Source organism: Streptomyces sp. NPDC013317 (assembly GCF_055563155.1).
This window is the reverse complement of the sequence record NZ_JBVHDX010000003.1, coordinates 817483-842768: the sequence shown is the minus strand read 5'-3', so window position 1 is coordinate 842768 and position 25286 is coordinate 817483. Positions and strand designations below refer to the sequence as shown.

Here is a 25286-nt window from a genome sequence, read left to right as displayed (position 1 = left end):
TCCAGGAGTGGTCCGCCGTTGCGGATGGTGTCGGCGATGGGGTGTTGCAGGTGGGGGTCGAGTGCGGCGCACACCTCGTCGAAGGCGGCGGCGAATGCGGGGAAGTGTTCGTACAGTTGTGTGCCCATGCCGAGTCGTTGTGAGCCCTGGCCGGTGAAGAGGAACGCGGTCTTCCCGGGGTTCACGACACCCGAGACCACACCCGGCGCCGGCCTCCCCTGCGACACCGCCCGTAGGCCCTCCAGGAGTTGGGCCTGATCTGAGCCGAGTACGACGCTTCGGTGGGTGTGCGTGGCACGTGTGGTGGCCAGGGACCAGCCGACGTCGACAGGCGAGACCGCAGTGTTGCGGCTGCACAGGTCGATGAGCCGATCAGCCTGCTCGCGCAGGGCCTGGCCGCTCTTGGCCGACAGCAGCCAGGGCATCATCACCGATGGCGTCACCGATGGCGTCACCGGCGGCTCCACCGACTGCACCACCGACGGAACGGTGGAGTTCGTGCCGGGCGCGGCCGGGGAGTCTTCCTCGGCAGGACCCTGCTCGAGGATCACATGCGCGTTCGTCCCTCCGAATCCGAACGACGAGACCGCCGCGCGCCGCGTCCGACCCGTCTCCGGCCATTCCCGTGGGCGGGTCAGGAGTTCGACGGCTCCGGAGGACCAGTCGACCATCGGTGTGGGTTCGTCGACATGGAGCGTTCGGGGCAGGACGCCGTGCCGCATGGCCTGCACCATCTTGATCACCCCGCCGACACCCGCGGCCGCCTGCGCATGCCCGATGTTGGATTTGAGTGAGCCGAGGTAGAGGGGGTGGGGGGTGGTGCGGTTGTGGCCGTAGGTGGCGAGGAGGGCTTGGGCTTCGATGGGGTCGCCGAGGCGGGTTCCGGTGCCGTGGGCTTCGACGGCGTCGATGTCGTCGGTGGTGAGTCCGGCGTCGGTGAGGGCTTGGCGGATGACGCGTTCTTGTGAGGGGCCGTTGGGGGCGGTGAGGCCGTTGCTGGCGCCGTCCTGGTTGACGGCGGATCCTCGGAGGACGGCGAGGATCTGGTGGCCGTTGCGGCGGGCGTCGGAGAGGCGTTCGACGAGGAGGAGGCCGACGCCTTCGGACCAGGCGGTGCCGTCCGCCGCCGCCGCGAACGACTTGATACGCCCGTCGGGCGCCAGGCCCCGGAGCCGGGAGAACTCGACGAAGGCGACCGGCGTCGACATCACGGTGGCGCCGCCCGCGAGGGCCAGGTCGCATTCGCCTCGGCGCAGTGCGCCGGCCGCGAGGTGGAGGGCGACCAGGGAGGACGAGCAGGCCGTGTCGACCGAGATCGCCGGCCCCTCGAAGCCGAAGGTGTACGAGAGCCTGCCCGCGGCGATGCTGCCCGCGCTGCCGCTGAAGAGATAGCCCTCGGAGGTCTCCTTGGGCAGACCCGGCCGTGAGCCGTAGTCGTTGTACATGACACCCGCGTACACGCCGGTGCGACTGCCCTTCAGCGTCCCGGGGTCGATGCCGGCCCGCTCGAAGGTCTCCCACGCCGTTTCGAGCAGCAACCGCTGCTGAGGGTCCGCGGTCGACGCCTCACGGGGCGACATCGCGAAGAAGCGCGCGTCGAACTCCGCCGCGTCGTGCAGGAATCCGCCTTCACGCCCGTAGCTGGTGCCGACGTGATCCGGTTCGGGGTCGTAGAGGTTCTCCAGGTCCCAGCCGCGGTCCGTCGGGAAGGGGGTGATGGCGTCGACGCCCTCCGCCGCGAGCCGCCACAGCTCCTCGGGCGAGGTCGCCCCACCGGGGTACCGGCAGCCCATCGACACGATCGCGATCGGCTCCCGCGCTCTCTCCTCGACGTCGCGCAGTCGGTCGCGCGCGTCACGGGCGTCCGTGATCGCTCGCTTGAGGTACTCGCGGAGTGTGTCCTCGTCCGCCATGATGCTCAGCTCCCCGGTGAGGTGTTCTCGTGCTCCCTTGATGTGCGCCACATGGCGGAAGTCGAATGTCTCCCACGGAGATTTATCGCAGCCGGCGACCATGAATGCGGCGAATTTCAGAAGGGCCCATGGATCGTAATGCGAGTCTGCGCATGCTGCGGTAACTGCCGCCGGTCCGGGCGAGGTGGTCGGCTCGTTACTTCGCAGTGACTGAAGGGTTCCTGGCGCGTTGTTACCTTCTCCGGGCATCCAGTCGAAATTCCCTTGGGTGGTCGAGCGGTCGCCTGAACAGAGGAGTTCAATCATGGCGCAACTCACGAACGACGTCGAAAAGCACACGGCGCTCTATGTCGAGGCGTTCAACGCGGGTGACGCGGACGCCGTGAACGCGATGTACACGGATGACGCCGTGGCGGTCTGGGACCGGGGTGTTCCGCTCACCGGACAGGCCCGGATCGATTCGGTCGAGGAATACCTCGCCGCGGGTCCGAGGATGACCGCGGTGCCGCGCCAGTCCTTCGTGACGGGCGACACGGCCCTGCTGATCGTCGACTGGACCATCGACACCACGGACGCGGACGGAAACGCCGAGCACCTCTCCGGAGTCGGGGTCGACGTGCTGCGTCAGGGTGCGGACGGGAACTGGCGGTACGCCATCGACGACCCGTACGGCGAGGAGTAGGCGCGCCCGGCTCCCCTCGCCTCCGGCCCCACGCCGGCAGGCGCGTCGTACGCACCATCACCCTCAACGAAGAAAGCAGGGGTCTTTCACTCCATGGCCATCACCGTCGACATCGACTTCGACAAGCCCGACCTGACCGACGACACCGATCTGCAGAACGAGATATTCCTGCAAGTCTTCAACTCCGGTGACGGCGAGCTGTTCGACCGGCTCTACCTGCCGGACGCGATCTCCAACTTCTCGGGGACACCGCTGACCGGCAAGGAACGACTCGCGTTCTTCAAGGAGTTCCTGGCCTCCAAGCCGGTGCTCCAGGCGGAGGTCACGCACTCCTACGTCGCCGGCGACGTGGCCCTGATCGGCGTGCGCTTCGTCATCGACGGCACCGGCGCCGACGGTGAACCGCTCCACATCGAGGGCAACTGCACCGATGTCCTGCGCCGTGGCACGGACGGGCGCTGGCTCATGGCCGTGGACCGCCCCGTCGCGGGCAGCCTGCTGCCCGAGTAACCGAGGCCCCGGGCTTCCGGCCCCGGAAGACGCCCGTCCCCGTGTGCCGGAGGGGTCCGCTGGTGCACGGCGATAGGGCGTACCGCAGCGGATGAGCGGACCGTTGCCGGTGAATGGGCGGGCGATCGGAACGACGCCCCGACGGTCCGGGAGCCAGCCGGGTCCTCCGTTCTCCTCCGTGAGGTTCCTTATCACCCGTCCATTACCGCTCGTCTGAACAGCGGTCGTCCCTGCCCGGCAGCCGCCGCCTCATCTCGTGCGACATCGCGCAATTCCCGATCGGAGCTTCACGATGATCAATGTCTTCCAGCCGAGCCTCGGCTCCGAGGAACTCGCCGCGGTCGCGGCGGTGTTCGAGAGCAACTGGCTCGGCCACGGACCGCGCACCAGGGAATTCGAAGCCGCTTTCGCCGCACACCTGGGCGTGGCGGCGGAGCAGACGATCTTCATCAACTCGGCCACCGCCGGACTGTTCCTCAGCACCGAACTCCTCGGCCTCGGCCCGGACGACGACGTCGTGCTGCCCTCCGCGAGCTTCGTCGCCGCCGGCAACGCGGTCGCCGCCACGGGCGCCCGTCCGGTCTTCTGCGACGTCGACCCGCACCTGCTCAACCCGACCGTCGAGCACGTCGAGCGCGCCCTGACCCCGCGTACCAGGGCCGTCCTCCTTCTGCACTACGGAGGGCGGCCCGGCGACGTCGTCGCCATCGCCGAACTGTGCCGCGCCCGCGGTATCACGCTCATCGAGGACGCGGCGTGCGCCGTGGCCTCCGCCGTCGACGGTGTCACGTGCGGCACCTTCGGCGACGTGGCGATGTGGAGCTTCGACTCCATGAAGGTCCTGGTGACCGGCGACGGCGGCATGCTGTACGTCCGCGACCCCGAACTCGCGCGCAAGGCGCGCCGGTTGGCCTATCACGGACTGGAGCAGTCCAGCGGCTTCTCGGCGGCCAAGGTCTCGCACCGCTGGTGGGAGCTGGACGTCAGGGAGTTCGGCCGCCGGATCATCGGCAACGACGTCACCGCGGCCATCGGCGGCGTCCAGCTCCGCCGGCTCCCCGAGTTCGTGGAGCGCCGCCGGGCCATCGCCGAGCGGTACGACACCCTCCTCGCCGGCGTGGAGGGGCTGCGCCTGCCGGCCCCGCTGCCGGCCGGGCACGACTCGACGTACTACTTCCACTGGGTGCAGATGGACGCCGGCATCCGCGACCAGGTCGCCGCCGACCTCCTCGCCAAGGGCATCTACACCACCTACCGCTATCCGCCCCTGCACAAGGTGCCCGCGTACGGCGACCCCGGCACCCATCTCCCCGGCACCGACATAGCCGCCGAGACCACCCTCCTGCTGCCGCTGCACCAGGGACTCGACGACAGTGAGGTGAGCACCGTCGCCCACGAGCTGCGAAAGTCGGTCGAACACCGCCTCACACAGCTCGCCGGCTGACCGGACGCGACCAGGAGAGGCTGTCATTTCCGTGCACATCGCCGAAACCGCGGTCCCCGGCGTCCACGTCGTGACTCCCGAGCCGCACACCGACGAGCGCGGCGACTTCTTCGAGGGCCTGCGCACGGACCTCCTCGAAGCCGCCGTCGGACGCCCCTTCGTGCCGCGCCAGATCAACTACTCGACCTCGCGCCGTAACACCCTGCGCGGGATCCACGGCGTGGCCATACCGCCGGGGCAGGCGAAGTACGTCACCTGCGTGCGCGGCGCACTGCGCGACATCGCGGTGGATCTGCGGGTCGGCTCGCCCACCTTCGGCGCGTACACGACCCACGTGCTCGACGCCGCGTCGGGCAGGGCGGTCTACATACCGGAGGGCGTAGGCCACGGGTTCCTCACCCTCACCGACGACGCCCGTATCTGCTACGTACTCTCCAGCGTGTACATCCCCGGCACGCAGATCGACATCAACCCCCTGGACGCCGATCTCGCCCTCCCCTGGGGCTTCTCCGAACCCCCACTGATGTCCCGCAAGGACGCGACGGCCCCCGGCGTTCGCGAAGCCGTATCCACGGGACTTCTGGCCTCATGGCAGGAAGCGACCCGAGGCACACACTCCTCAGCTTCAAGGAAGGCACTGTCATGAAGGCTCTGGTGCTGTCGGGCGGGGCGGGTACGCGCCTGCGCCCCTTCAGCTATTCGATGCCGAAACAGCTGATCCCGATCGTGAACAAGCCGGTCCTCGAGTACGCCGTGGAGAACATCGTCGATCTCGGGGTGAGCGAGATCGCCGTGATCGTCGGCGACCGCGCCGCGCAGATCACCGAAGCCCTCGGCGACGGGTCCCGCTTCGGCGCCCGCATCACCCCCATCCACCAGGACAGGCCGCGGGGGCTCGCCCACTGCGTCGAGCTGGCACGCCCGTTCCTCGGTGACGACGACTTCGTCATGTACCTCGGCGACAACATGCTCCCCGAGGGCATCACCAAGATCGCGGAGGAGTTCCGTGCCGACCGCCCCGCCGCCCAGATCGTCGTCTCCAAGGTGCCCGACCCGCGCGCCTTCGGCGTCGCCGAGCTCGACGCGGACGGCGCCGTCGTCTCCCTGGAGGAGAAGCCGAGCCGGCCGCGCAGCGACCTCGCCCTGATCGGCGTGTACTTCTTCACCAGCGCCGTCCACCAGGCCGTCGCCGCCATCGAGCCCAGCGCCCGGGGCGAGCTGGAGATCACCGACGCCATCCAGTGGCTGCTCACCCACGGCCACGGCGTGAGGGCCGGCGAGTACGACGGGTACTGGAAGGACACCGGCAGGGCCGACGACGTACTGGAGTGCAACCGGCACCTCCTCGGCGCCCTGAGCCGCCGTGTCGACGGAGACGTCGACGCGACCAGCGAACTCGTCGGCCCGGTCGTCGTGGAGCACGGCGCGCGCGTCGTACGCTCCCGCATCGTGGGGCCTGTCGTGATCGGCGCCGGCACGCTCGTGGAGGACAGCCGGATCGGCCCGGACACCTCCATCGCCCGCGACTGCGTCCTGCGAGCCACCCAGCTCACGGACTCCATCGTCATGGCCGGCGCGTCGATCACCCAGGTGCCGGGGCTGCACGGCTCGCTCATCGGCCGCTCCGCGAGCATCGGGCCGAGCGATCACGCCGAGGCCCACCACCGTCTCGTGGTCGGCGACCACACCCATGTGGAGGTGGCGGCATGAGGGTACTGGTCACCGGCGGCGCCGGGTTCATCGGATCCCACTACGTCCGCACCATGCTGGCCGGGGGCTACCCCGGCTACGAGCAGGCCCACGTCACCGTCCTCGACAAGCTGACCTACGCCGGCAACCGGGACAACATCCCCCTCGGGCACCCCCGCCTCGACCTGGTCGAAGGCGACGTCTGCGACCGCGACCTGCTGCTCGACGTGCTCCCCGGCCACGACGCCGTCGTCCACTTCGCCGCCGAGTCCCACGTCGACCGCTCGCTCGCCCTCGCCGACGCGTTCGTCCGTACGAACGTCCTGGGCACCCAGATCCTCCTCGACGCCTGCCTCGCCGCCGGCGTGGGCCGCGTCGTCCACGTCTCCACCGACGAGGTGTACGGCTCCATCGCCGAGGGCTCGTGGACGGAGGAGTGGCCCCTCCTGCCGAACTCCCCCTACGCGGCGTCGAAGGCCGCGTCCGACCTGATCGCCCGCGCCTACTGGCGTACGCACGGACTGAACCTCTCGATCACCCGGTGCTCCAACAACTTCGGCCCCCACCAGCACCCCGAGAAGCTCATTCCGCTGTTCATCACCAACCTCCTCGAAGGCGAGCGGGTTCCGCTGTACGGCGACGGGCTCAACGTGCGGGAATGGCTGCACGTCGACGACCACTCGCGGGCCATCCAGCTGGTCCTCACCCGGGGACGCGCGGGCGAGATCTACAACGTCGGCGGCGGAAACGAGCAGACCAACCTCTCCGTCACCGAGCGGCTTCTCGAGCTGTGCGGGGCGGACCGGTCGAGCATCCGGCACGTCGAGGACCGCAAGGGACACGACCTGCGCTACTCGCTCGACGAGACCAAGATCCGCGAAGAGCTGGGCTACGCCCCGCGGATCGACTTCGGGCAGGGCCTGGCGGAGACCGTCGCCTGGTACCGCGACAACGTGCACTGGTGGAAAGCGTCCAAGGAGCGGGCCCGTGGCTGAGGAGCGATCGATGAGCGACCACAAGGCGCTGGTCCTGGACGAGGTCCGCAAGTACCACCTCGACCAGCAGGACACCGACGGCTTCGTGCCCGGGGTCACGGAGATCTGGCCCTCCGGAGCCGTCCTCGACGCGGACGACCGGGCGGCCCTCGTCGAGGCCGCGCTCGACCTGCGCATCGCGGCCGGGCCGAGCTCCCGGCGGTTCGAGTCCGCCTTCGCCCGCCGGCTGCGGCGCCGCAAGGCGCATCTGACGAACTCGGGCTCCTCCGCCAACCTGCTGGCGCTGTCCGCGTACACCTCGCACCTGTTCGAGGACCGCAGGCTCCGCCCGGGCGACGAGGTGATCACCGTCGCCGCGGGCTTCCCCACCACGGTGAATCCGATCGTGCAGAACGGCCTCATCCCCGTCTTCGTCGACGTGGAGCTGGGCACCTACAACACCACGGCCGACCGCGTGGCGCAGGCCATCGGCCCCAAGACCCGCGCCATCATGATCGCCCACGCGCTCGGCAACCCCTTCGAGGCGGCGGAGATCGCCCAACTCGCCAGGGACCACGGCCTGTTCTTCATCGAGGACAACTGCGACGGCGTGGGCTCCACGTACCAGGGGCAGCTCACCGGCACCTTCGGCGACGTCACGACCGTCAGCTTCTACCCCGCCCATCACCTCACCATGGGCGAGGGCGGCTGTGTCCTGACCTCCGACCTGAAGCTCGCGCGGATCGTGGAGTCCCTACGCGACTGGGGACGGGACTGCTGGTGCGAGCCCGGCAAGAACAACACGTGCCTGAAGCGCTTCCAGTACCAGATGGGAACGCTTCCGGAGGGCTACGACCACAAGTACATCTTCTCCCACGTCGGCTACAACCTGAAGGCGACCGACCTGCAAGCGGCCCTGGGCCTGACCCAGTTGGAGAAGCTCGACGGGTTCATCGAGGCCCGCAGGCGGAACTGGCGCCGACTGCGCGAGGGGCTCGACGGCGTCCCGCATCTGCTGCTGCCCGAACCCACCCCGGGCAGCGACCCCAGCTGGTTCGGGTTCGTGATCACCGTGGACGCGGACGCGCCGTTCAGCCGGGCCGAGCTGGTCCATCACCTGGAGGACCGCAAGATCGGCACCCGTCGGCTCTTCGCCGGCAACCTCACGCGCCACCCCGCCTACCTGGACCGCCCCCACAGGGTCGTCGGCGACCTGGTCAACTCCGACATCGTCACCGACCGCACCTTCTGGGTCGGGGTCTATCCGGGGCTGACCGAGCCGATGCTCGACTACGTGATCGCCACGGTCAAGGAGTTCGTGGAGGCACGCGTATGAACACCGCGCCATCGCTCCTGAGTGCACGTCATGACCCCGCCCTGGGACCACGGTTCATCCGGTCCGCGCAGGTCACCGACGCCGGCGCACAGCTCCGCACGGCGGACTTCGACCGCTGGCTCCAGGGCCGCAGGAAGGCTCACCACTTCCGCGTGGAGCGCATCCCGTTCGCGGAGCTGGACGGCTGGTCGTTCCAGGACGGTACCGGCAACCTCGGCCACCGCACCGGAAGGTTCTTCACCGTCGAGGGGCTGTCCGTCGACACCGACACGGGCCCCTTCCCGCACTGGCAGCAGCCGATCATCAAACAGCCCGAGGTCGGGATCCTCGGCATCCTGGTCAAGGAGTTCGACGGCGTTCCGCACTTCCTGATGCAGGCCAAGATGGAGCCCGGCAACCGCAACCTGCTCCAGCTCTCGCCCACGGTGCAGGCCACCCGCAGCAACTACACCAAGGTCCACCGCGGCGCGGACGTGAAGTACCTCGAACACTTCACCGATCCCGGTCGCGGCCGGGTCCTCGCGGACGTCCTGCAGTCCGAGCACGGCGCGTGGTTCTTCCGCAAGGCCAACCGCAACATGCTCGTGGAGACGGACGAGGACATCCCGCTCGACGAGGACTTCTGCTGGCTGACCCTCGGCCAGATCGGCGAACTCCTGCGCCGTGACAACGTGGTGAACATGGACTCCCGCACCGTCCTCGCCTGCGCGCCCGTCGCCTCCTCGGAACCGGGCGCCCTGCGGTCCGACACGGCCCTGCTCTCCTGGTTCACCGCCCGACGCTCCGCGGCCGAGGTACGGGCGGAGCGCATCCCGCTCGGCCAGGTCCAGGACTGGGTACGGGGGGAGTCGTCCATCGACCACGTCAAGGGGCGGTTCTTCCGCGTCGTCGCCGTCGCCGTGGAGGCCGCCAACCGGGAGGTGCGCGGCTGGACGCAGCCCCTGTTCGAACCGTGCGGCATCGGCGTCACCGCGTTCGTGACCCGCCGCATCGGAGGAGTGCCGCACCTGCTCGCCCACGCCAGGATGGAGGGCGGCTTCCTCGACCGGATCGAGCTGGCACCGACCGTCCAGTACACGGCGGCCAACCACGCGGAGCGCACGGGAGACGGACGGCCCCCGTTCCTCGACCTCGTCCTCTCCGCCGATCCCGATCGCGTGCGCTACGACGTGCTCCACTCGGAGGAGGGCGGGCGCTTCCTCAACGCCGAGAGTCGCTATCTCTTCGTGGATGCCGACGAGAGCGAGGCCCCCCTGGACCCGCCCCCCGGGTACGCCTGGGTGACGCCCGGCCAACTGCGCTCGCTGGTGCGCCACAGCCACTACGTCAACGTCCAGGCCCGCACCCTGCTCTCCCTCCTGAACACCGGTGCGGTGACGCTGTGACCCCACCCGTACGCCTGGCCGTACTCGGCTGCGCCGACATCGCCCGCCGCCGCATGCTGCCCGCCTTCGCCGCCTGCCGCGACATCACGGTCGCGGCGGTGGCGAGCCGGGACCCGGCGAAGGCCCGGGCGCTCGCGCACACGTACGGCGGCCGTGCCCTCCACGGCTACGACGCCGCCCTGGAGGACGACGAGATCGAAGCCGTGTACGTACCTCTGCCCGCCGCGCTCCACGCGCACTGGGTCCGAGCGGCCCTGCTGGCCGGCAAGCACGTCCTGGCGGAGAAACCCCTCACCACCACCCGGGCCGAGACCGCCGAACTCCTCGGCCTCGCCCACTCCCGAGGGCTGGCCCTGGTCGAGAACGTCATGTTCCCGCACCACTCCCAGCACGCGGCGGCACGGGCGCTCGTCGAGGACGGTGCCATCGGTGAACTGCGCTCCTTCCATGCCGCTTTCACGGTCCCCAGACGGGACCCCGCCGACATCCGCTACCGCCAGGACCTCGGCGGCGGAGCGCTGTGGGACACCGGCGTCTACCCGGTGCGCGCCGCCCTGCTCGCCCTCGGCGAGGGGCTGCGGGTCGCCGGGGCTGTCGCCCTCCGTGGCCCGAAGGACGAGGTGGACACGGGCGGCACGGTCCTGCTCCACACCCCGGCAGGCGTCGGCGCCCAGCTCACGTACGGACTCGACGACGCCTACCGCAACGTCTACGCGTACGCGGGAAGCCGGGGCCGGCTGACCGTCGAACGCGCCTTCACGCCGCCGGCCGACCACACCCCGGTGCTGCGCCTGGAGTCGGGCGGCGAGGTCACGGAGGTTCGGCTCGCCGCCGAGGACCAGGTCGCCCGGGCAGTCGCCTCCTTCGCGCACGCGGTGCGCACCCGCGCGAGGGCGGACAAGGATCTGCTGGGACAGGCCACGCTGCTGGAGGAGATCGCCGCTCGCGCCGCGGGCGCCGAAACCGCGTGCCCTCCCCGGACGACCCTGCGAGACTCCCCTCATGTCTAGTGATCTTCTGTTGGGGAAAGTCGTCCTGATCACCGGGGCGAGCAGCGGCATCGGCGCGGCGACGGCGGAGGCCTGCGCACAGGAGGGCGCGGCGGTGGTCCTGACCGCGCGCCGCGAGGACCGGCTGGCCGAACTCACCGAGAGGCTCCGGGCGAAGGGGGCACGGGCGTCGTACGTCGTCGGGGACGTCACCGTCCCCGACGACGCCAAGCGGGCCGTGGACTTCACGGTCGCCGAACACGGGCGCCTCGACGGGGCGTTCAACAACGCCGGCATAGGCGGGGACCGCACTCCGCTGCATCTGATGTCGGACGAGGTCTACGAGACCATCATGGACACCAACGTACGCGGGGTGTTCAACTGCCTGCGCCACGAGCTCGCGGCGATGCTCGAAGGCGGGGGCGGCGCGATCGTGAACAACAGCAGCGTCGGCGGACTGGTCGCCATCCCCACGGCGGCCCCGTACGTCGCGTCCAAGCACGCGGTCATCGGCCTCACGCGGGCCGCCGCGGACGAGTACGCCCACCAGGGTGTGCGGGTGAACGCGATCGCGCCGGGCACCACCCGGAGCGAGATCACCCGTGACTGGTTCGGACGCAACCCCGGCTTGGAGGAGCTCGCCAACTCCCTGACGCCGCAAGGCCGAACGGCCGAGCCCGAGGAGATCGCGCAGGCCGTGGTGTGGCTGCTCAGCGACCGCTGCCCGTTCCTGACCGGTGCCGTGGTGCCGGTGGACGGCGGGTTCGTCAACAAGTGACGGCAGCGTGGGCGGGCGGGCGAGGCTCTCGCCCGCCCGCCCACGCACGGGGGCCGGACAGCCGGCGTACGGCCGTGGCGGCCGCGTCGCCGAAGCCGGTCAGCTCATCCGCCCGCTCCGCGGAAGACCGCCGAGAACGCGCGGACACCGTCCTGTGTGCCGGTCACCGACACGGCGAAGCGGCCGGGCTCGGCGGGAAGCAGCTCCGCCTCGACCAGACACGGCCGGTCGAACTCCACGTACCGGACGTAGCTGGTGGACACCTCCGTGGGCCGGAAGGTCTCGGGCCCCAGCACCGCGTGCGCCGCCTGGTCGGCGGCCTCCATCAGCGTCAGACCCGGCACGTGGTCGACGGGGTGGTCGAAGAGCACCGTGTTGGACACGTCGTTGCGCAGCTGCCAGCGGTAGGGCTCTTCGGTGGGCGAGAGCAGCACGTCGGTGACGTCCTCGCGCCCCACGCGCGCCGGATCCACCGGCTCGGGCAGCGGCCAGGCACCCCAGTCGACCGTGAGGTGCTCGCCTCTGACACGGCGGTAGACCTGGGGGGACATCCAGCCGAACTCCGAGTCGGCCCGGGCAACGGTGGTGCCCTCGTGGTGGATGCGGAAGTGCATGTGCAGCGAACTGCGGTTCTGGCGACCTCCTTTGGCGCGCGCCACCGTCACGTCGACCTCCAGGTGGGAGGGTTGCCGCCCGTCCGGTATCGGGAAGGGGTCGGCGACGGTGATGTCGAGGAAGCGCAGCAGGGTCTGATGATCGAGAGGGACGTCGTACTCGGCATGCGCGACGACCAGCCCGCTCTGCCTGATCGTCTGGTTGAGGACGCGTGGATCGTACGGCCGTCCGGCGGAGGGTGAGGGCCAGCGGACGCGGAGTGTCGAGCTGTGCTCGCCGGTGCGTTCCCAGCTGGTCACGAGGATGGATTCGCGGATCCTGAGGTGGGTGTAACCGCCCAGGCGTGCCGAAAGGTCGGTGGCGGACGACGGTGCGGGGCGCGGACCGGGTAACGGGCAACGGGCAACAGAGACTGCGGGCAAGGCCCCCCCTTGGACTTGTGAACGCTGTCGTGATGTTGTGGTTGTAAAGTACCGGTCCTCCGTTCGGTTTTTTTGGTTTGGTCAATGTGAGTTCAAGCACTGGCAAAGAGAGTGCCATGGAGGCAACTGGTGGCGAGACAGGAACGAGCGATCCGCACCCGCAGAGCGATCCTTGTGGCGGCTGCGGAGATGTTCAACGAGCTGGGGTACGACGCCACCACCATCGGTGGACTCATCGAGCGGATCCAACTCACGCGTGGCGGGCTGTACTTCCACTTCACGTCGAAGGAGGAGCTGGCGCGTGCCGTGCTGGACGAGGCGGTCACCACGGAAGGCGCCACGCCGCAGCAGTTCAAGCTGCAGGAGTGGGTGGACCTGGCGCTCCTGCTGGCCTACCGCCTGCCCAGGGAGCCCCTGTTGAGCGCCTCGGTCCGGCTGTCCGTGGACCCCAAGGCCCGCAGCCTCTTCGGTACCCGGTGGCCCGACTGGATCGTGGTCAGCCGTGACGTCCTCCAAGAGGCCCAAGTGCGCGGGGAGTTGCTGCCCCACGTCGATCCGGGCGAGACGGCGCGGCTGTTCGTCGGGGCGTGGACCGGCGTTCAGTTGGTGACCGAGGCGCTGCCGGACGCCGATCTCTCGGAGGAGATCTCGGCGCTGCTGGCGCTCGTGCTTCCCAACGTCGCGTCCGCCGGCGTACTGGCGAAGCTGGACACCTCGCCCTACCGCGCCGAGCGCCTGCTGGCGGCCGTCGATCCCGCCCGGCTTGTCCCGGTTCCGGTGCGGGGGCAGGAGGCCGGTCACCCCGCATGACGGAGGAGGCCGGTCATACCGGGCGTCTCGACTCCCGTTCGCAGGGGTCGTGTTCCATTGAAAACGGACGTCTGACCTGTTTCGTGAGCGGCAGCCGGCCGCCAGGGGCCACGTCCGGATCGCCACATCACGGGGGAATCTTGAACAGGCACGTCTCACCACCTGTCGACGCGGCGGGTACCGCCCTGCCGCGTCCTGTTCTCGACGCCGAGCTCGGCCGCCGCCTGTTCGGCTCGATGCCGCGCGCCGAGCAGCGTCGTAAGGCCGAGCGGTATGTGCGCGGCCTGCTCGACCGGCCCGGCCGCAAGACCCTGCGCAACATCGCGGCGCAGTTCGAGGGGGACGCCGCGCAGCAGAACGTGCATCACTTCATCAGCGCATCGCCCTGGGACTGGATGCCGGTGCGCCACGCTCTGGCCAGGCATGTCCAGCACGCCCTGGCTCCCGAGGCATGGGTCGTCAGGCCCACGGTGATCCCGAAGGCCGGACCCCATTCGATCGGTGCCGACCCGCAGGGGGCCGGCCTCTACGGCCAGCAGGCGGTGGGGGTCTGGATGGCCGCGAACCGGTACGCCGTGCCGGTCGACTGGCGGTTGCGGCTCTCCGACCGCTGGCTGGAGGACCCGCTCAGGGGGCGCGCGAACATACCCGAGGACGCCACCTCCGGCACCCTTGAGCAGTGCGTTCGGGATGCCGTCGCCGGTGTCGAAGGGGTCGAGGGGGTCCTGGGCGGCCCCGTCGTCGTCGATGCCGAGGAGATCGACGGGCCGGCGCTCGCGGGCCGGCTCGCATCGCGTGGCACCCGTTTCCTCGTACGCGTGCCCGCCGGTGCCCTGCTCCGGCTGAACCGGGCCAAGCTGCCCCGGTTCGGCGACCGCGACCGGACCGCGGCGGAGCTCGCGGCCACCCTGCCCCGCCTGCGGCGGCAGGTGAATCCCGGGGACGGGCCGACGACGGCGGCGGCCATCCCCGTCACGCACCCGGAGGCGCTCAGGCGGGGCATGCTGCTGGTGGGGGAGTGGCGCAACGGGCCGGGGGACCCGAGCCTGTGGCTGACCAACGCCGACGCGCCGGATCTGTCGTCGCTGCTGCGGCTGACCCGGCTACCCGCCGTCGTGGCACGCGACTTCACCGCCGTCTCGGCGCGCGTGGGTGTCACCGACTTCGCCGGACGCTCGTTCCCCGGCTGGCACCGGCACGTCACGCTGGCGTCGGTCGCCCATCACGTCCTCGCCACGCACACGTATGGCGTGGGCGGATCGCGCGGGCCGGATTCACCGGACTACCGTCCGGTAATATGACATTCTCGTGGTTACTCATGAGGACGCCCGTCCCTCTGCTCCCTAGTGTCGACAGCAACACACCAGCAGCACCGACACAGGCGGCGGAAGCGCCGGAACGGGAGCGTGCACAGTGCAGTTCAACCTCATCGGGCCCTTCGAGATCGTGACCGATGACGGACAGTCGTGCGCTCCCCGGGCACCGAAGATCTGTCAGATGCTCGCCGTGCTCGCCCTCCAGCCGCGCGAGGCCGTCGCCACGGACACGCTCATCAGGGAACTGTGGGGCGAAGAGGCGCCGAACAACGCGATCAGGACCCTGCAGACCCACGTCTACCACGCACGCAAGATGCTGGAGGACATCCTGTCGCCCGCGGCCGAACTGCTCGTGACCCAGGCGCCCGGCTACCGGCTCGACATCAACGACGACGAGGTCGACGCCCTGGTCTTCGAGCAGTTCGTCCGGCGGGCCCAGTGGGATCTCGCCCAGGGCTCTCCCGAACGGGCCGCCGATCACCTCACACGGGCCCAACAGCTGTGGCGCGGCCCGGTGCTGAGCAACATCCCCGTCAAGGGAGTGCTCACAGGACGCATCGCCCACCTTCAGGAACTCCGCATCCGGGCCCTGGAGCTCCGCGTCGAGACCGAGACCCGCCTCGGCCGTTCCCGCGAGTTCCTCCCCGAACTGCGCGCCCTCGTCAACGACCACCCCCTGCACGAGTGGTTCCACGGTCAGCTCATCGCGGCCCTGCACCGCGCGGGCCGCCGAGGAGAGGCCCTGCAGGCCTATCAGAGCCTGTATCAGATCCTCAGAAGCGAACTCGGCCTGGAGCCGTCCGAGGAACTCCAGCGCCTTCAGGCCGAGATCCTCCACACGACCGCCCGCACAGCCGTCCCCCTGAGGCCCGGCCAGGCCCTGGCGGCCCGCTCGGCCGCCCCCCTGCGCGACTCGGCGGTCGCCAGCTGACGCCCACCCGGCGGGCTCCCGCACAAGGCGGGGTGCTCGGGCCTCACGCGGCACGCGTGAGGCCCGGACTCATCTCGTCGTCCGTCACCTGACTCCGCCTCCGTGCACCGGACCCACCGGCCGGCCGGCCCTCGCCACGGTCGTCGTACGCGGTTGCCGCGCGGGTTCCGGCGGACCGGCCCCCCGTCCGGGGCTACCGGTCCGCACGTACCGGAGCAGCCACAGCGCTGCGGATCCCATCACCCGGTCCGACCGGTCGGACCGTTCCCCACCGCCGTGTCGACGACGTGCGTCGGCGCCATGTTCTTCTCCGGGGTCGTGTGCACGGACAGGCCCTTCGCTCGGGAGATCGGCCGGTGGACGATCGATGCCCTCAGTACAGACCCTGCCGTCGCGTCAAGGTCAACCGGTGCCGCCGCGCCACTGCCACGGCCACGCCCCCGCCACGGTCGCGCCCCCGCCGTGTCCCCCGCCACGGCCGCGTCCGGTGGCGCGCCCGCCCCGCCAATCGGTCGGACGCGCCGCTCGTACGGGTGAGGTGCGGGCACCGTCGGCCGCCGCCGCCACCCCCGGTGCCCGATGATCGCTGGCGGTCGGTCGCCCCGTGTCCCCGGGCCGTGCCGTCCACCGCAACCCGGAAGGGACGCCATGCGCATTCTGCTCATCGCCGCCGGTTTCAACAGCCTCACCCAGCGCGTGCTGGTCGAGCTGCGCGACCGCGGGCACACCGTTCCCGTGGAGGTGACGCCCGACGGGTCCGCCATCCGCGACGCCGTCGCGCGCCACGCTCCGGACCTGGTCGTCGCCCCCATGCTGAAGGCCGCCGTGCCCAGGGACGTGTGGACCGCGCACCGTTGTCTGATCGTGCATCCGGGCCCGGTCGGTGACCGGGGACCGTCGTCGCTCGACCGGGCCGTCCAGGAGGGCGTCACCGAGTGGGCCGTCACGGTCCTCCAGGCCGAGGAGGAGATGGACGCCGGCGACGTCTGGGCGTCCGCACCCTTCCGTGTCCCGGACGTCGGCAAGAGCGACCTGTACCGCAACGAGCTGTCCGACGCCGCCGTCACCGCCGTGCTCCTCGCCGTCGAGCGGGTCGCCGCCGGGGCCGAGCCGCAGCCGCAGAACGGCGCGGTCCACGCCCGCCCCGCGCTCCGCCAGGAACAGCGCGCGATCTCCTGGAGCGAGGACGGCACGGAGACCGTCCTGCGCATCCTGCGCGCCGCCGACTCCCAGCCGGGAGTCCGCGACCACCTGCTCGGCGCCGAGTGGTTCCTGCACGGCGGCCACCCGGAGGACGGCCTGCGCGGCCGCCCCGGTGAGCTGCTCGCCACCCGGGCGGGCGCCGTCTGCCGTGCCACCGCGGACGGCGCGGTGTGGATCCCCGAACTCCGCGCCCGTACCGGGCCCGGCCGCCCCCGTGCCTGCAAGCTCCCCGCCACGCTGGCCCTCGCCGGCCGGCTGCCGGATCTCCCCGAACTGCCGGTGCCCGTGGACCCGCCACCCGGCGGACGGACCTGGTCCGACATCCGGTACCGGGAGCAGGGGCCGGTCGGCGTCCTCTCCTTCGCCTTCCCCGGCGGCGCGATGAGCACCGACCAGTGCCGCCGCCTGCTCGACGCCTACCAGGCCGCCCGCACACGCCCCACTTCGGTGCTCGTGCTCGGCGGCGGGCGCGACTTCTTCTCCAACGGCATCCACCTCAACGTCATCGAGGCCGCGGCCGACCCGGCCGCCGAGTCCTGGGCCAACATCAACGCCATGAACGACCTGGTCGAGGCGGTGCTCACCACCACCGACCGGCTCGTCGTCAGCGCGATCGGCGGCAACGCCGCCGCCGGTGGGGTGATGCTCGCCCTCGCCGCCGACGAGGTCTGGTGCCGCTCGGGTTCGGTGCTCAACCCGCACTACCGGCGCATGGGCCTGTACGGCTCGGAGTACTGGACGTACACCCTGCCCCGCAAGGTGGGCGCGGCCCTCGCGGCGCGGCTCACCGATGAGGCCCGGCCCGTCTCCGCGGCCGCCTCGCTCGTCATGGGGCTCGTCGACCGGGTCGTCGACTGCGGACCCGCGGACTTCGCCGACGAGATCACCCGATCGGCCCTCCAGCTGGCGTCCCGCGGTGGCGTCCAGCCACGCATCGCCGCGAAGAAGGCCGAGCACGAGCGCCGGGAAGCCGTCACTCCCCTTGCCGCGTACCGCGAGCAGGAGCTCGCCCGGATGCGGCGGATCTTCGACGACCCCGCCGCGGCCTACCACCGACTGCGCCGGGCCTTCGTCCGAAAGGAGGCGAACGGTGTGCTTTCCCCCGACGGCCCAGATGCGGGCGCGGCCGGACCGGTTGACTGTTAAGCAAGACCCAGGCCCGAAATGTGGCCTTTGCCCATCCCTCCTCAGGAGGCGCGACCCATGAGCGCAGCAACGCCGGCACCGGTCGAGGACCGGGGCGCCGCCCCCGGCAGCGAAGAGAAGCCGATCCACATCCTCTGGATCAACGCGGGTCTGAGCTGCGACGGCGACTCCGTGGCTCTGACCGCCGCCATGCAGCCCAGCATCGAGGAGATCGCACTCGCCGGGCTGCCGGGACTGCCCAGGATCGCGGTCCACTGGCCGCTGATCGACTTCGAGTGCGGCCCGGTGGGCGGCGCCGACACGTTCATCGAGTGGTTCTTCAAGGGTGAGCGGGGCGAGATCGACCCGTTCGTGCTGGTCGTCGAGGGCTCGATCCCGAACGAGGCCATCAAGCAGGAGGGGTACTGGTGCGGCTTCGGCGACGACCCGGAGACCGGCCAGCCCATCACCACGAGCGAGTGGATCGACCGGCTCGCTCCCAAGGCCCTCGCGGTCGTCGCGATCGGCACCTGCGCCACGTACGGCGGCATCCACGCCATGGCGGGGAACCCGACCGGAGCGATGGGCGTGCCGGACTATCTGGGATGGGACTGGAAGTCCCACGCCGGCATCCCGATCGTGTGCGTGCCCGGCTGCCCCATCCAGCCGGACAACTTCGCCGAGACGCTGACGTACCTGCTCTACCAGGCCGCAGGCTCCGCGCCCATGATCCCGCTGGACGACAAGCTCCGCCCCACCTGGCTGTTCGGCGCGACCGTGCACGAGGGCTGCGACCGGGCCGGCTACTACGAGCAGGGCCAGTTCGCGTCGACGTACGACTCGCCCAAGTGTCTGGTGAAGCTCGGCTGCTGGGGGCCGGTCGTCAAGTGCAACGTCCCCAAGCGCGGCTGGATGAACGGCGTCGGCGGCTGTCCGAACGTCGGCGGCATCTGCATCGCCTGCACGATGCCCGGCTTCCCGGACAAGTTCATGCCGTTCATGGACGAGCCTCCCGGCGGCAAGGTCTCCAGCGCCGCCAGCGGGGTGTACGGCTCCGTCATCCGCCGCCTGCGCACCATCACGGCCAGGACCGTGGACAAGGAACCGAAGTGGCGGCACACCGGCGAGCGGATCACGACCGGCTACCGGCCGCCCTGGTGACGGTCATGTCACCGCGGCGCACACCCCGCCAGACCCCCGCTCCACCCCGCTAGACCCCAACCAACCGCACTGTTCGCGAAGTCTAAGAGCTCACGAAGGGCACCACAACGACCATGGCACCTCCGGCGAAGACGACGGGTGACGGCTCCGGACTGGTGGAGATGGCCTGGGATCCCATCACCCGGATCGTGGGCAGTCTCGGCATCCACACCAAGATCGATTTCAAGCAGAAGCGCGTCGCGGAGTGCTACAGCACGTCCTCCGTCTTCCGCGGCTACAGCGTCTTCATGCGGGGCAAGGACCCCCGCGACGCGCACTTCATCACCAGCCGCATCTGCGGCATCTGCGGTGACAACCACGCCACCTGCTCCGTGTACGCGCAGAACATGGCGTACGGAGTGAAACCGCCGCACCTCGGCGAGTGGATCATCAACCTCGGCGAGTCCGCGGAGTACATGTTCGACCACAACATCTTCCAGGAGAACCTGGTCGGGGTCGACTACTGCGAGAAGATGGTCCGCGAGACCAACCCCGGGGTCCTGGAGCTGGCCGAGCGCACCGAGGCCCCGCACGCCGCCGAGCACGGCTACCGCACGATCGCCGACATCATGCGGTCGCTCAACCCCCTCGAAGGCGAGTTCTACCGGGAGGCGCTGCAGGTCAGCCGCTACACCCGGGAGATGTTCTGCCTGATGGAGGGACGGCACGTCCACCCCTCCACGCTCTACCCCGGAGGCGTCGGCACCGTCGCGTCGGTCCAGCTCTTCACCGACTACATGAGCCGGCTCATGCGGTACGTGGAGTTCATGAAGCGCGTCGTCCCGCTCCACGACGACCTCTTCGACTTCTTCTACGAGGCGCTGCCCGGCTACGAGGAGGTCGGCCGGCGCCGCGTCCTGCTCGGCTGCTGGGGCGCGCTCAACGACCCCGAGCACTGCGACTTCACCTACGCCAACATGACCGACTGGGGACGGAAGATGTTCGTCACCCCGGGCGTCGTCGTCGACGGCAAACTGGTGACCAACGACCTCACCGAGATCAACCTCGGCATCCGGATCCTGCTCGGCAGCTCGTACTACGAGGACTGGCAGGGGCAGGAGCAGTTCGTCACCCACGACCCGCTCGGCAACCCGGTCGACCCGCGCCACCCGTGGAACCAGCACACCATCCCGGCGCCGCAGAAGCGCAACTTCGACGACAAGTACAGCTGGGTCATGTCCCCCCGCTGGTTCGACGGCAAGGACCACCTGGCCCTGGACACCGGCGGCGGCCCCATCGCCCGCCTGTGGTCCACGGCCCTGTCCGGCCTCGTCGACATCGGCTACGTCAAGGCGACCGGACACAGCGTCGTCATCAACCTGCCCCGCACGATGACCAAGCCGGAGACCACCTTCGAGTGGAAGATCCCGCAGTGGAGCAACGCCCTGGAGCGCAACCGCGCCCGGACGTACTTCCAGGCCTACGCGGCTGCCGTCGCCCTGCACTGCGCCGAGAAGGGCCTGGAGGAGGTCCGCGCCGGACGCACCCAGACCTGGGAGAAGTTCGAGGTCCCCGACGAGTCCATCGGTGTCGGCTTCACCGAGGCCGTCCGCGGTGTCCTCTCGCACCACATGGTCATCCGCGACGGCAAGATCGCCAACTACCACCCGTACCCGCCCACCCCGTGGAACGCCTCCACCCGGGACACCTTCGGGACGCCCGGCCCGTACGAGGACGCCGTGCAGAACACGCCGATCTTCGAGGAGAACACCCCGGAGAACTTCAAGGGCATCGACATCATGCGCGCCGTGCGCAGCTTCGACCCCTGTCTGCCGTGCGGCGTCCACATGTACACGGGCAACGGCAGGACCGTGAAGTCGATGCACGTCCCCACCGGCCTGAGCGGTCTCGCCGGATGAGCGCGACCACCGCCGAACAGGCGGGTCGACGGGTCGAGGAAGTGCTGGACCGGCTGGCGGAGAACGGGGACGCGGAGGCCTGCGCGGCCGCCGAGGAAGTCGTCCGCGTGCTCATGGAGTTCTACGGAAGCGGCCTCGCCCGCGTCGTGGACCTCCTGGGCCGCCCCGCCGCCCGTCCCTCCGCCGGCCCGTCGACCGCCCAGGCCGCCCCGGCGGGCACGCAGCCCGCCGGCCCGCTGGACCCGCTGCTCGGGGACGAGCTCGTCGCGAGCCTGCTCACCCTGCACGGACTGCACCCCGAGGACGCGCAGACCCGGATCGGGCGCGCCCTGTCCACTCTGCCGCAGCCCGTGGAGAACGCCGGATTCGACGCGGAACGAGGGATGTTGCGGCTGCGCGTCACCGCGGCGTCCTCCGGCTCCGCGTCCAGCGGCTGCGGCTGTCCCAGCACACAGGAGTCCGTACGGCAGGCGGCCGTGGACGCCCTGGCGTGCTTCGCCCCCGAGGTGACCGACGTCGAGCTGGAACCCGCCGCTCCGCGCGAGCCGACCCTGCTCCAGATCGGCACGCGTCCGTCCCTCGCGGGCGCGGACGGCCGCTCCACGGCGGCCCTGTGAACGGGCCGCCGAACGGCGCCGTGCGGGCGCCGCGCCCCCCGGGCCTGCGCAGGTTCACCGCCCCACGGCCGCCGCGCGAGGAGCGCTGCGAACTGTGCGGGGCGCGCCTCGCCGACGAACGCCACCGGCACCTGGTGGACATCGACAAGCGGGCCCTGGCGTGCGCCTGCGGCCCGTGTGCGCAGCTCATGGACGGCTCCGGCGGCTCTCAGGGCCGCTTCCGGGCCGTCCCCGGCCGCTTCCTCGTCGATCCGGAGCACCGGATCGACGACCAGGCGTGGGAGTCGCTGCGGATCCCGGTCTCGGTGGCGTTCGTCTTCCGCAACTCCGCCCTCGACCGGCCCGTGGCGCTCTACCCGAGCCCCGCGGGCGCCACCGAGAGCGAGCTGGAGGAGGCGTCCTGGCGCTCAGTCCTCGACGCCACCCGGCTCGCCGCCCTCCTCGAACCCGATGTGGAGGCCCTGCTGCTGCGGCGCCACGAGGGCCGCACGGAGTGCTTCCTCGTGCCCATCGACCTCTGCTACGAACTGGTGGGCCGCATGCGACTGCTCTGGCAGGGCTTCGACGGCGGCGCGGAGGCGCGCGCCGATCTCGACGCCCTCTTCACCCATGTGCGCGGCCGGGCCCGCGAGCCGCAGGGGAGTCGGCCGTGACCGAGTTCTCCTTCAGCTGCACCGACGTCCGCGCCGACCCCTACGCGGCGGGTCCGACCCTCGTGTTCCGGCTGCGCATCACCGCCTCCGGCGGGACCCGCGTCCACGCCCTCGCGCTGCGCTGCCAGATCCGCGTCGAACCCGCCCGGCGCGGCTACGACGACTCCGAGGCCGAGGCGCTCGGCGACCTGTTCGGCGAACGCTCCCGCTGGGGCAGCAGCCTCAACCCGGTCCAGTTCGCCCAGGTCTCCGTCATGGTGCCCGGCTTCACCGACGAGATCGAGACCGACCTCGTCGTGCCGTGCACCTACGACACCGACATCGCCGCGTCCCGCTACTTCCGCGCGCTCTCCGGCGGCGACGTGCCTCTGCTCCTGTTGTTCTCCGGCACCGCGTTCACCGGCGCCGGCGGCTTCCATGTCGAACCCGTGCCCTGGGACAAGGAGATCTCCCACCGGATGCCCGTGAAGGTCTGGCGGGAGATGATCGACCAGCACTTCCCCGGCTGCGGCTGGCTCCGGCTCCCCGCCGACACCATGGACGCCCTGCTCGCCTACCGGTCGAGGAACGCCCTCCCCTCCTGGCAGGCCACCGTCGAGACCCTGCTCGAAGCGGCGGGGGAGAGGACACGATGACCACCGTCGCCTTCACCCCCGGCACCGAGGCGCGGTTCGCCGTCGCCCGGCACGTCGCCGACGCCGTCCTCTTCGAGGGGTACGTGCTCTACCCGTACCGCGCGTCCGCCGCGAAGAACCGCCTCCGCTGGCAGTTCGGGGTCCTCGTGCCGCCGTCCTGGAGCGCGGCCGCCGAGGAGCACGACTTCCAGCACACCGAGTGCCTCATCGAGCCCAGGACCGGCGCCGAACTCGCCGTGGAGGTCCGCTTCCTGCGCGCCCAGCGCCGCACCGTCGAGGAGCTCCGCGCGGACGGGACGTTCGCCCCCACCGCCGAACTCCGCCTGGCCGACCGCGTCCTGGTGGCCTGGGACGAAGGCGTCGAGGAGCGGGTCGCCCTCGTCGTCCCGGTCGGCGACCTGGCGGGCGACGGCACCGCCCTGCCGTTCACCCGCCCCGCCGCCGAGGAGACCGAGGACGTCACCGACGCCGACGGACGCCTCCTCGGGCGGCTGGTGCGCCGGCGCGAGGAGATCAGCGGCACGCTGCGCATCTCGGCGACCGAACTCGACGGCCCGTACCGCGTCCAGCGGCTCTCGGTCACCGTGGAGAACACCAGTGCCTGGACCGCGGAGCCGGCCGCCGACCGCCACGCGGCGCTGCCGTACTCGCTGGTCGCCACCCACACGCTGCTCCGGCTCGACGGCGGTTCGTTCCTCTCGATGACCGATCCGCCGGAGTGGGCGAAGGGCGCCGTCGCGGCCTGCCGCAACCTCCACACCTGGCCCGTTCTGGCCGGTGAACCAGGACGCGACGACCTGATGCTCTCCTCGCCGATCATCCTCGAGGACCACCCCGCCATCGCACCCGAAAGTCCCGGAGCCCTCTACGACGCCACCGAGATCGACGAGATCCTCGCCCTGCGCACCGCCGCCCTCACCGACGAGGAGAAGCGCGAGGCCCGGGGGACGGACGCCCGCGCCGCGGCCGTGATCGAGCTGGCGGACACCATGCCGCCCGAGGTGCTCGAACGCCTCCACGGAGCGGTACGCAGCCTCCAGAGCGTCACCGGACCCAAGGAACCGGACGTCGACGTCCTGCGCCCCGACACCCCCTGGTGGGACCCCGGCGGCGACACCGGCGTCGATCCGGGGCGCGACCACGTCCTCGTCGACGGACGCGCCGTCCGTGCGGGCAGCAGGGTCGTCCTGCGCCCGGGTCTGCGCCGCAGCGACGCCCAGGACCTCTTCCTCGACGGGCGCACCGCCCTGGTCGAAGCCGTCCTGCACGACGTCGACGGAGGGGTGCACATCGCCGTGACCGTCGAGGACGACCCGGGCGCTGACATCCGCCGCGAACAGGGCCGGTTCCTCTACTTCCAGCCCGACGAGGTCGACGTGCTGGAGGACGCGTGAGCGGGCAGCCGGCGCCGGGCGCCGCCGGCACCCCCGCCGCCCCGGCGGCTCGCACCCTCGTGGCCGGGGTCGGCAACATCTTCCTCGGCGACGACGGCTTCGGGGTCGAGACCGTCCGGCGGCTCACCCGGGAGGACCTTCCCCCGCACGTCGAGGTGGCCGACGTCGGCGTCCGCGGTGTCCACCTCGCGTACCAGCTCCTCGACGGCTGGGACACCCTCGTCCTCGTCGACGTCACCGCACGCGGCGGCGCACCGGGGACGCTGTACCTGATCGACGCCTCGGACGCCGCCGGACGGAGCTCCGCCCAGGAGCCCGCACCCCTCGACGGCCACCGGATGACGCCCGACGCCGTCCTCGCCCTGCTCGACACCCTGTGTGCGGGAACCGGAGCCGCGCCCCCGCGCCGGATCTTCGTCGTCGGCTGCGAACCCGCCGCCCTCGACGAGGGCATCGGGCTCACCCCGCAGGTCGCCGCCGCGGTGCCCGAGGCGGTGCGCATGGTGACCGAGCTGGTCCGCCAGGAAGCCGTCGTATGAACACCGAAACGGAGAGCACCATGTCCAAGAACGTCGTCGGCACCGCCGCCGCAGTCACCGCCGCCCTGGCCGCCGTGGCCGTCGTGGTGGGAGTCCTTCCCGACCTCCGGCGCTACCTGCGCATCAGCAGGATGTGACACCGGAACCCGGCACCGGCGGCGGGCCGGTGGCCTCGGCTGCACCGAACGGACGACACCGCCGTGCGATCCCGGCGCGCCGGGCCGACCCCGCCGCCCGCCCGTCCTCTAATGGCGCCCGAGAGACACC

General features: G+C 70.9%; 24 protein-coding genes. 22 read left to right on the top strand and 2 right to left on the bottom strand.

The genetic code is table 11. From position 1 onward, the window contains the following. On the bottom strand, window positions 1-1913 hold a 1913-nt coding region (locus ACZ3IJ_RS12540; protein ID WP_467467649.1), incomplete at its 3' end, for a type I polyketide synthase. Between the two features lie 304 nt (window positions 1914-2217). On the opposite strand from ACZ3IJ_RS12540, the gene ACZ3IJ_RS12535 reads away from it, so the two are divergent. The 10 genes from ACZ3IJ_RS12535 (at window position 2218) to ACZ3IJ_RS12490 (ending at window position 11700) form a co-directional block, all read left to right on the top strand. Then, window positions 2218-2595, top strand: a complete 378-nt coding sequence (locus ACZ3IJ_RS12535) for a YybH family protein (protein WP_467467648.1) — start codon at window positions 2218-2220, stop codon at window positions 2593-2595. A 93-nt stretch (window positions 2596-2688) separates the two neighbouring features. Next, window positions 2689-3105: a YybH family protein gene (locus ACZ3IJ_RS12530; RefSeq protein WP_467467647.1), complete on the top strand. Its 417-nt coding sequence runs from the start codon at window positions 2689-2691 to the stop codon at window positions 3103-3105. Window positions 3106-3397: 292 nt separating this feature from the next. Continuing rightward, entirely contained in the window at window positions 3398-4549 is a 1152-nt protein-coding gene (locus ACZ3IJ_RS12525) for a DegT/DnrJ/EryC1/StrS family aminotransferase (RefSeq protein WP_467467646.1), read from the top strand. A 31-nt stretch (window positions 4550-4580) separates the two neighbouring features. Next, window positions 4581-5195 carry a dTDP-4-dehydrorhamnose 3,5-epimerase family protein gene (locus tag ACZ3IJ_RS12520; protein WP_467467645.1) on the top strand — a complete coding sequence of 205 codons (615 nt, stop codon included), beginning with the start codon at window positions 4581-4583 and terminating at the stop codon, window positions 5193-5195. After that, on the top strand, window positions 5192-6259 hold the full coding sequence (locus ACZ3IJ_RS12515) for a glucose-1-phosphate thymidylyltransferase (RefSeq protein ID WP_467467644.1): 1068 nt from the start codon (window positions 5192-5194) through the stop codon (window positions 6257-6259). Before ACZ3IJ_RS12520 ends, ACZ3IJ_RS12515 begins: the two co-directional genes overlap by 4 nt. Next, on the top strand, window positions 6256-7233 hold the full coding sequence (gene rfbB / locus ACZ3IJ_RS12510; protein ID WP_467467643.1) for a dTDP-glucose 4,6-dehydratase: 978 nt from the start codon (window positions 6256-6258) through the stop codon (window positions 7231-7233). The genes ACZ3IJ_RS12515 and rfbB overlap by 4 nt, the downstream gene beginning before the upstream one ends. 10 nt (window positions 7234-7243) lie before the next feature. Beyond that, complete coding sequence (gene rfbH / locus ACZ3IJ_RS12505) at window positions 7244-8548, top strand: lipopolysaccharide biosynthesis protein RfbH (protein WP_467467677.1); 1305 nt, start codon at window positions 7244-7246, stop codon at window positions 8546-8548. Further along, entirely contained in the window at window positions 8545-9933 is a 1389-nt protein-coding gene (locus ACZ3IJ_RS12500) for an NDP-hexose 2,3-dehydratase family protein (RefSeq protein WP_467467642.1), read from the top strand. Before rfbH ends, ACZ3IJ_RS12500 begins: the two co-directional genes overlap by 4 nt. Then, the gene (locus ACZ3IJ_RS12495; protein WP_467467641.1) at window positions 9930-10943 is read left to right on the top strand and encodes a Gfo/Idh/MocA family protein; all 1014 of its coding nucleotides are present in this window, start codon (window positions 9930-9932) and stop codon (window positions 10941-10943) included. Before ACZ3IJ_RS12500 ends, ACZ3IJ_RS12495 begins: the two co-directional genes overlap by 4 nt. Then, on the top strand, window positions 10936-11700 hold the full coding sequence (locus ACZ3IJ_RS12490; RefSeq protein ID WP_467467640.1) for an SDR family NAD(P)-dependent oxidoreductase: 765 nt from the start codon (window positions 10936-10938) through the stop codon (window positions 11698-11700). Before ACZ3IJ_RS12495 ends, ACZ3IJ_RS12490 begins: the two co-directional genes overlap by 8 nt. Window positions 11701-11804: 104 nt before the next feature. On the opposite strand, the gene ACZ3IJ_RS12485 is transcribed toward ACZ3IJ_RS12490, so the two are convergent. Beyond that, window positions 11805-12737 carry a ScbA/BarX family gamma-butyrolactone biosynthesis protein gene (locus ACZ3IJ_RS12485; protein WP_467467639.1) on the bottom strand — a complete coding sequence of 311 codons (933 nt, stop codon included), beginning with the start codon at window positions 12735-12737 and terminating at the stop codon, window positions 11805-11807. Between the two features lie 129 nt (window positions 12738-12866). Between ACZ3IJ_RS12485 and ACZ3IJ_RS12480 the strand changes: the two genes are divergently transcribed. The 12 genes from ACZ3IJ_RS12480 (at window position 12867) to ACZ3IJ_RS12425 (ending at window position 25156) form a co-directional block, all read left to right on the top strand. After that, on the top strand, window positions 12867-13547 hold the full coding sequence (locus tag ACZ3IJ_RS12480) for a ScbR family autoregulator-binding transcription factor (protein WP_467467638.1): 681 nt from the start codon (window positions 12867-12869) through the stop codon (window positions 13545-13547). A 140-nt stretch (window positions 13548-13687) separates the two neighbouring features. Then, entirely contained in the window at window positions 13688-14848 is a 1161-nt protein-coding gene (locus ACZ3IJ_RS12475; RefSeq protein ID WP_467467637.1) for an IS701 family transposase, read from the top strand. Window positions 14849-14960: 112 nt separating this feature from the next. Beyond that, window positions 14961-15794 carry an AfsR/SARP family transcriptional regulator gene (locus ACZ3IJ_RS12470; RefSeq protein ID WP_467467636.1) on the top strand — a complete coding sequence of 278 codons (834 nt, stop codon included), beginning with the start codon at window positions 14961-14963 and terminating at the stop codon, window positions 15792-15794. A gap of 648 nt (window positions 15795-16442) precedes the next feature. Next, entirely contained in the window at window positions 16443-18143 is a 1701-nt protein-coding gene (locus ACZ3IJ_RS12465; RefSeq protein WP_467467635.1) for a hydrogenase maturation protein, read from the top strand. Between the two features lie 57 nt (window positions 18144-18200). Then, entirely contained in the window at window positions 18201-19283 is a 1083-nt protein-coding gene (locus ACZ3IJ_RS12460) for an NADH-quinone oxidoreductase subunit B family protein (protein WP_467467634.1), read from the top strand. A 113-nt stretch (window positions 19284-19396) separates the two neighbouring features. After that, window positions 19397-21181, top strand: coding sequence for a nickel-dependent hydrogenase large subunit (locus tag ACZ3IJ_RS12455; protein WP_352191255.1), 1785 nt, complete (start codon window positions 19397-19399; stop codon window positions 21179-21181). Beyond that, window positions 21178-21798, top strand: a complete 621-nt coding sequence (locus ACZ3IJ_RS12450) for a hypothetical protein (protein ID WP_467467633.1) — start codon at window positions 21178-21180, stop codon at window positions 21796-21798. The genes ACZ3IJ_RS12455 and ACZ3IJ_RS12450 overlap by 4 nt, the downstream gene beginning before the upstream one ends. Then, window positions 21795-22451 (top strand): DUF5947 family protein, encoded by a 657-nt coding sequence (locus ACZ3IJ_RS12445; protein WP_467467632.1) that lies wholly within the window; start codon window positions 21795-21797, stop codon window positions 22449-22451. The genes ACZ3IJ_RS12450 and ACZ3IJ_RS12445 overlap by 4 nt, the downstream gene beginning before the upstream one ends. Continuing rightward, entirely contained in the window at window positions 22448-23086 is a 639-nt protein-coding gene (locus ACZ3IJ_RS12440; protein ID WP_467467631.1) for a DUF6084 family protein, read from the top strand. The genes ACZ3IJ_RS12445 and ACZ3IJ_RS12440 overlap by 4 nt, the downstream gene beginning before the upstream one ends. Next, window positions 23083-24480, top strand: a complete 1398-nt coding sequence (locus ACZ3IJ_RS12435) for a hypothetical protein (RefSeq protein WP_467467630.1) — start codon at window positions 23083-23085, stop codon at window positions 24478-24480. Before ACZ3IJ_RS12440 ends, ACZ3IJ_RS12435 begins: the two co-directional genes overlap by 4 nt. Next, window positions 24477-25019: a hydrogenase maturation protease gene (locus ACZ3IJ_RS12430; protein WP_467467629.1), complete on the top strand. Its 543-nt coding sequence runs from the start codon at window positions 24477-24479 to the stop codon at window positions 25017-25019. The genes ACZ3IJ_RS12435 and ACZ3IJ_RS12430 overlap by 4 nt, the downstream gene beginning before the upstream one ends. Beyond that, window positions 25016-25156 carry a DUF6893 family small protein gene (locus ACZ3IJ_RS12425; protein WP_467467628.1) on the top strand — a complete coding sequence of 47 codons (141 nt, stop codon included), beginning with the start codon at window positions 25016-25018 and terminating at the stop codon, window positions 25154-25156. The genes ACZ3IJ_RS12430 and ACZ3IJ_RS12425 overlap by 4 nt, the downstream gene beginning before the upstream one ends. Window positions 25157-25286 lie beyond the last annotated feature (130 nt).

What these genes read in the sequence shown, in the direction of transcription:
- ACZ3IJ_RS12535 (WP_467467648.1), top strand. Translation starts at nt 2,218, where the DNA reads ATGGCGCAACTCACGAACGACGTCGAAAAGCACACGGCGCTCTATGTC.
- ACZ3IJ_RS12530 (WP_467467647.1), top strand. Translation starts at nt 2,689, where the DNA reads ATGGCCATCACCGTCGACATCGACTTCGACAAGCCCGACCTGACCGAC.
- ACZ3IJ_RS12525 (WP_467467646.1), top strand. Translation starts at nt 3,398, where the DNA reads ATGATCAATGTCTTCCAGCCGAGCCTCGGCTCCGAGGAACTCGCCGCG.
- ACZ3IJ_RS12515 (WP_467467644.1), top strand. Translation starts at nt 5,192, where the DNA reads ATGAAGGCTCTGGTGCTGTCGGGCGGGGCGGGTACGCGCCTGCGCCCC.
- rfbB (WP_467467643.1), top strand. Translation starts at nt 6,256, where the DNA reads ATGAGGGTACTGGTCACCGGCGGCGCCGGGTTCATCGGATCCCACTAC.
- rfbH (WP_467467677.1), top strand. Translation starts at nt 7,244, where the DNA reads ATGAGCGACCACAAGGCGCTGGTCCTGGACGAGGTCCGCAAGTACCAC.
- ACZ3IJ_RS12500 (WP_467467642.1), top strand. Translation starts at nt 8,545, where the DNA reads ATGAACACCGCGCCATCGCTCCTGAGTGCACGTCATGACCCCGCCCTG.
- ACZ3IJ_RS12490 (WP_467467640.1), top strand. Translation starts at nt 10,936, where the DNA reads ATGTCTAGTGATCTTCTGTTGGGGAAAGTCGTCCTGATCACCGGGGCG.
- ACZ3IJ_RS12465 (WP_467467635.1), top strand. Translation starts at nt 16,443, where the DNA reads ATGCGCATTCTGCTCATCGCCGCCGGTTTCAACAGCCTCACCCAGCGC.
- ACZ3IJ_RS12460 (WP_467467634.1), top strand. Translation starts at nt 18,201, where the DNA reads ATGAGCGCAGCAACGCCGGCACCGGTCGAGGACCGGGGCGCCGCCCCC.
- ACZ3IJ_RS12455 (WP_352191255.1), top strand. Translation starts at nt 19,397, where the DNA reads ATGGCACCTCCGGCGAAGACGACGGGTGACGGCTCCGGACTGGTGGAG.
- ACZ3IJ_RS12450 (WP_467467633.1), top strand. Translation starts at nt 21,178, where the DNA reads ATGAGCGCGACCACCGCCGAACAGGCGGGTCGACGGGTCGAGGAAGTG.
- ACZ3IJ_RS12435 (WP_467467630.1), top strand. Translation starts at nt 23,083, where the DNA reads ATGACCACCGTCGCCTTCACCCCCGGCACCGAGGCGCGGTTCGCCGTC.
- ACZ3IJ_RS12425 (WP_467467628.1), top strand. Translation starts at nt 25,016, where the DNA reads ATGAACACCGAAACGGAGAGCACCATGTCCAAGAACGTCGTCGGCACC.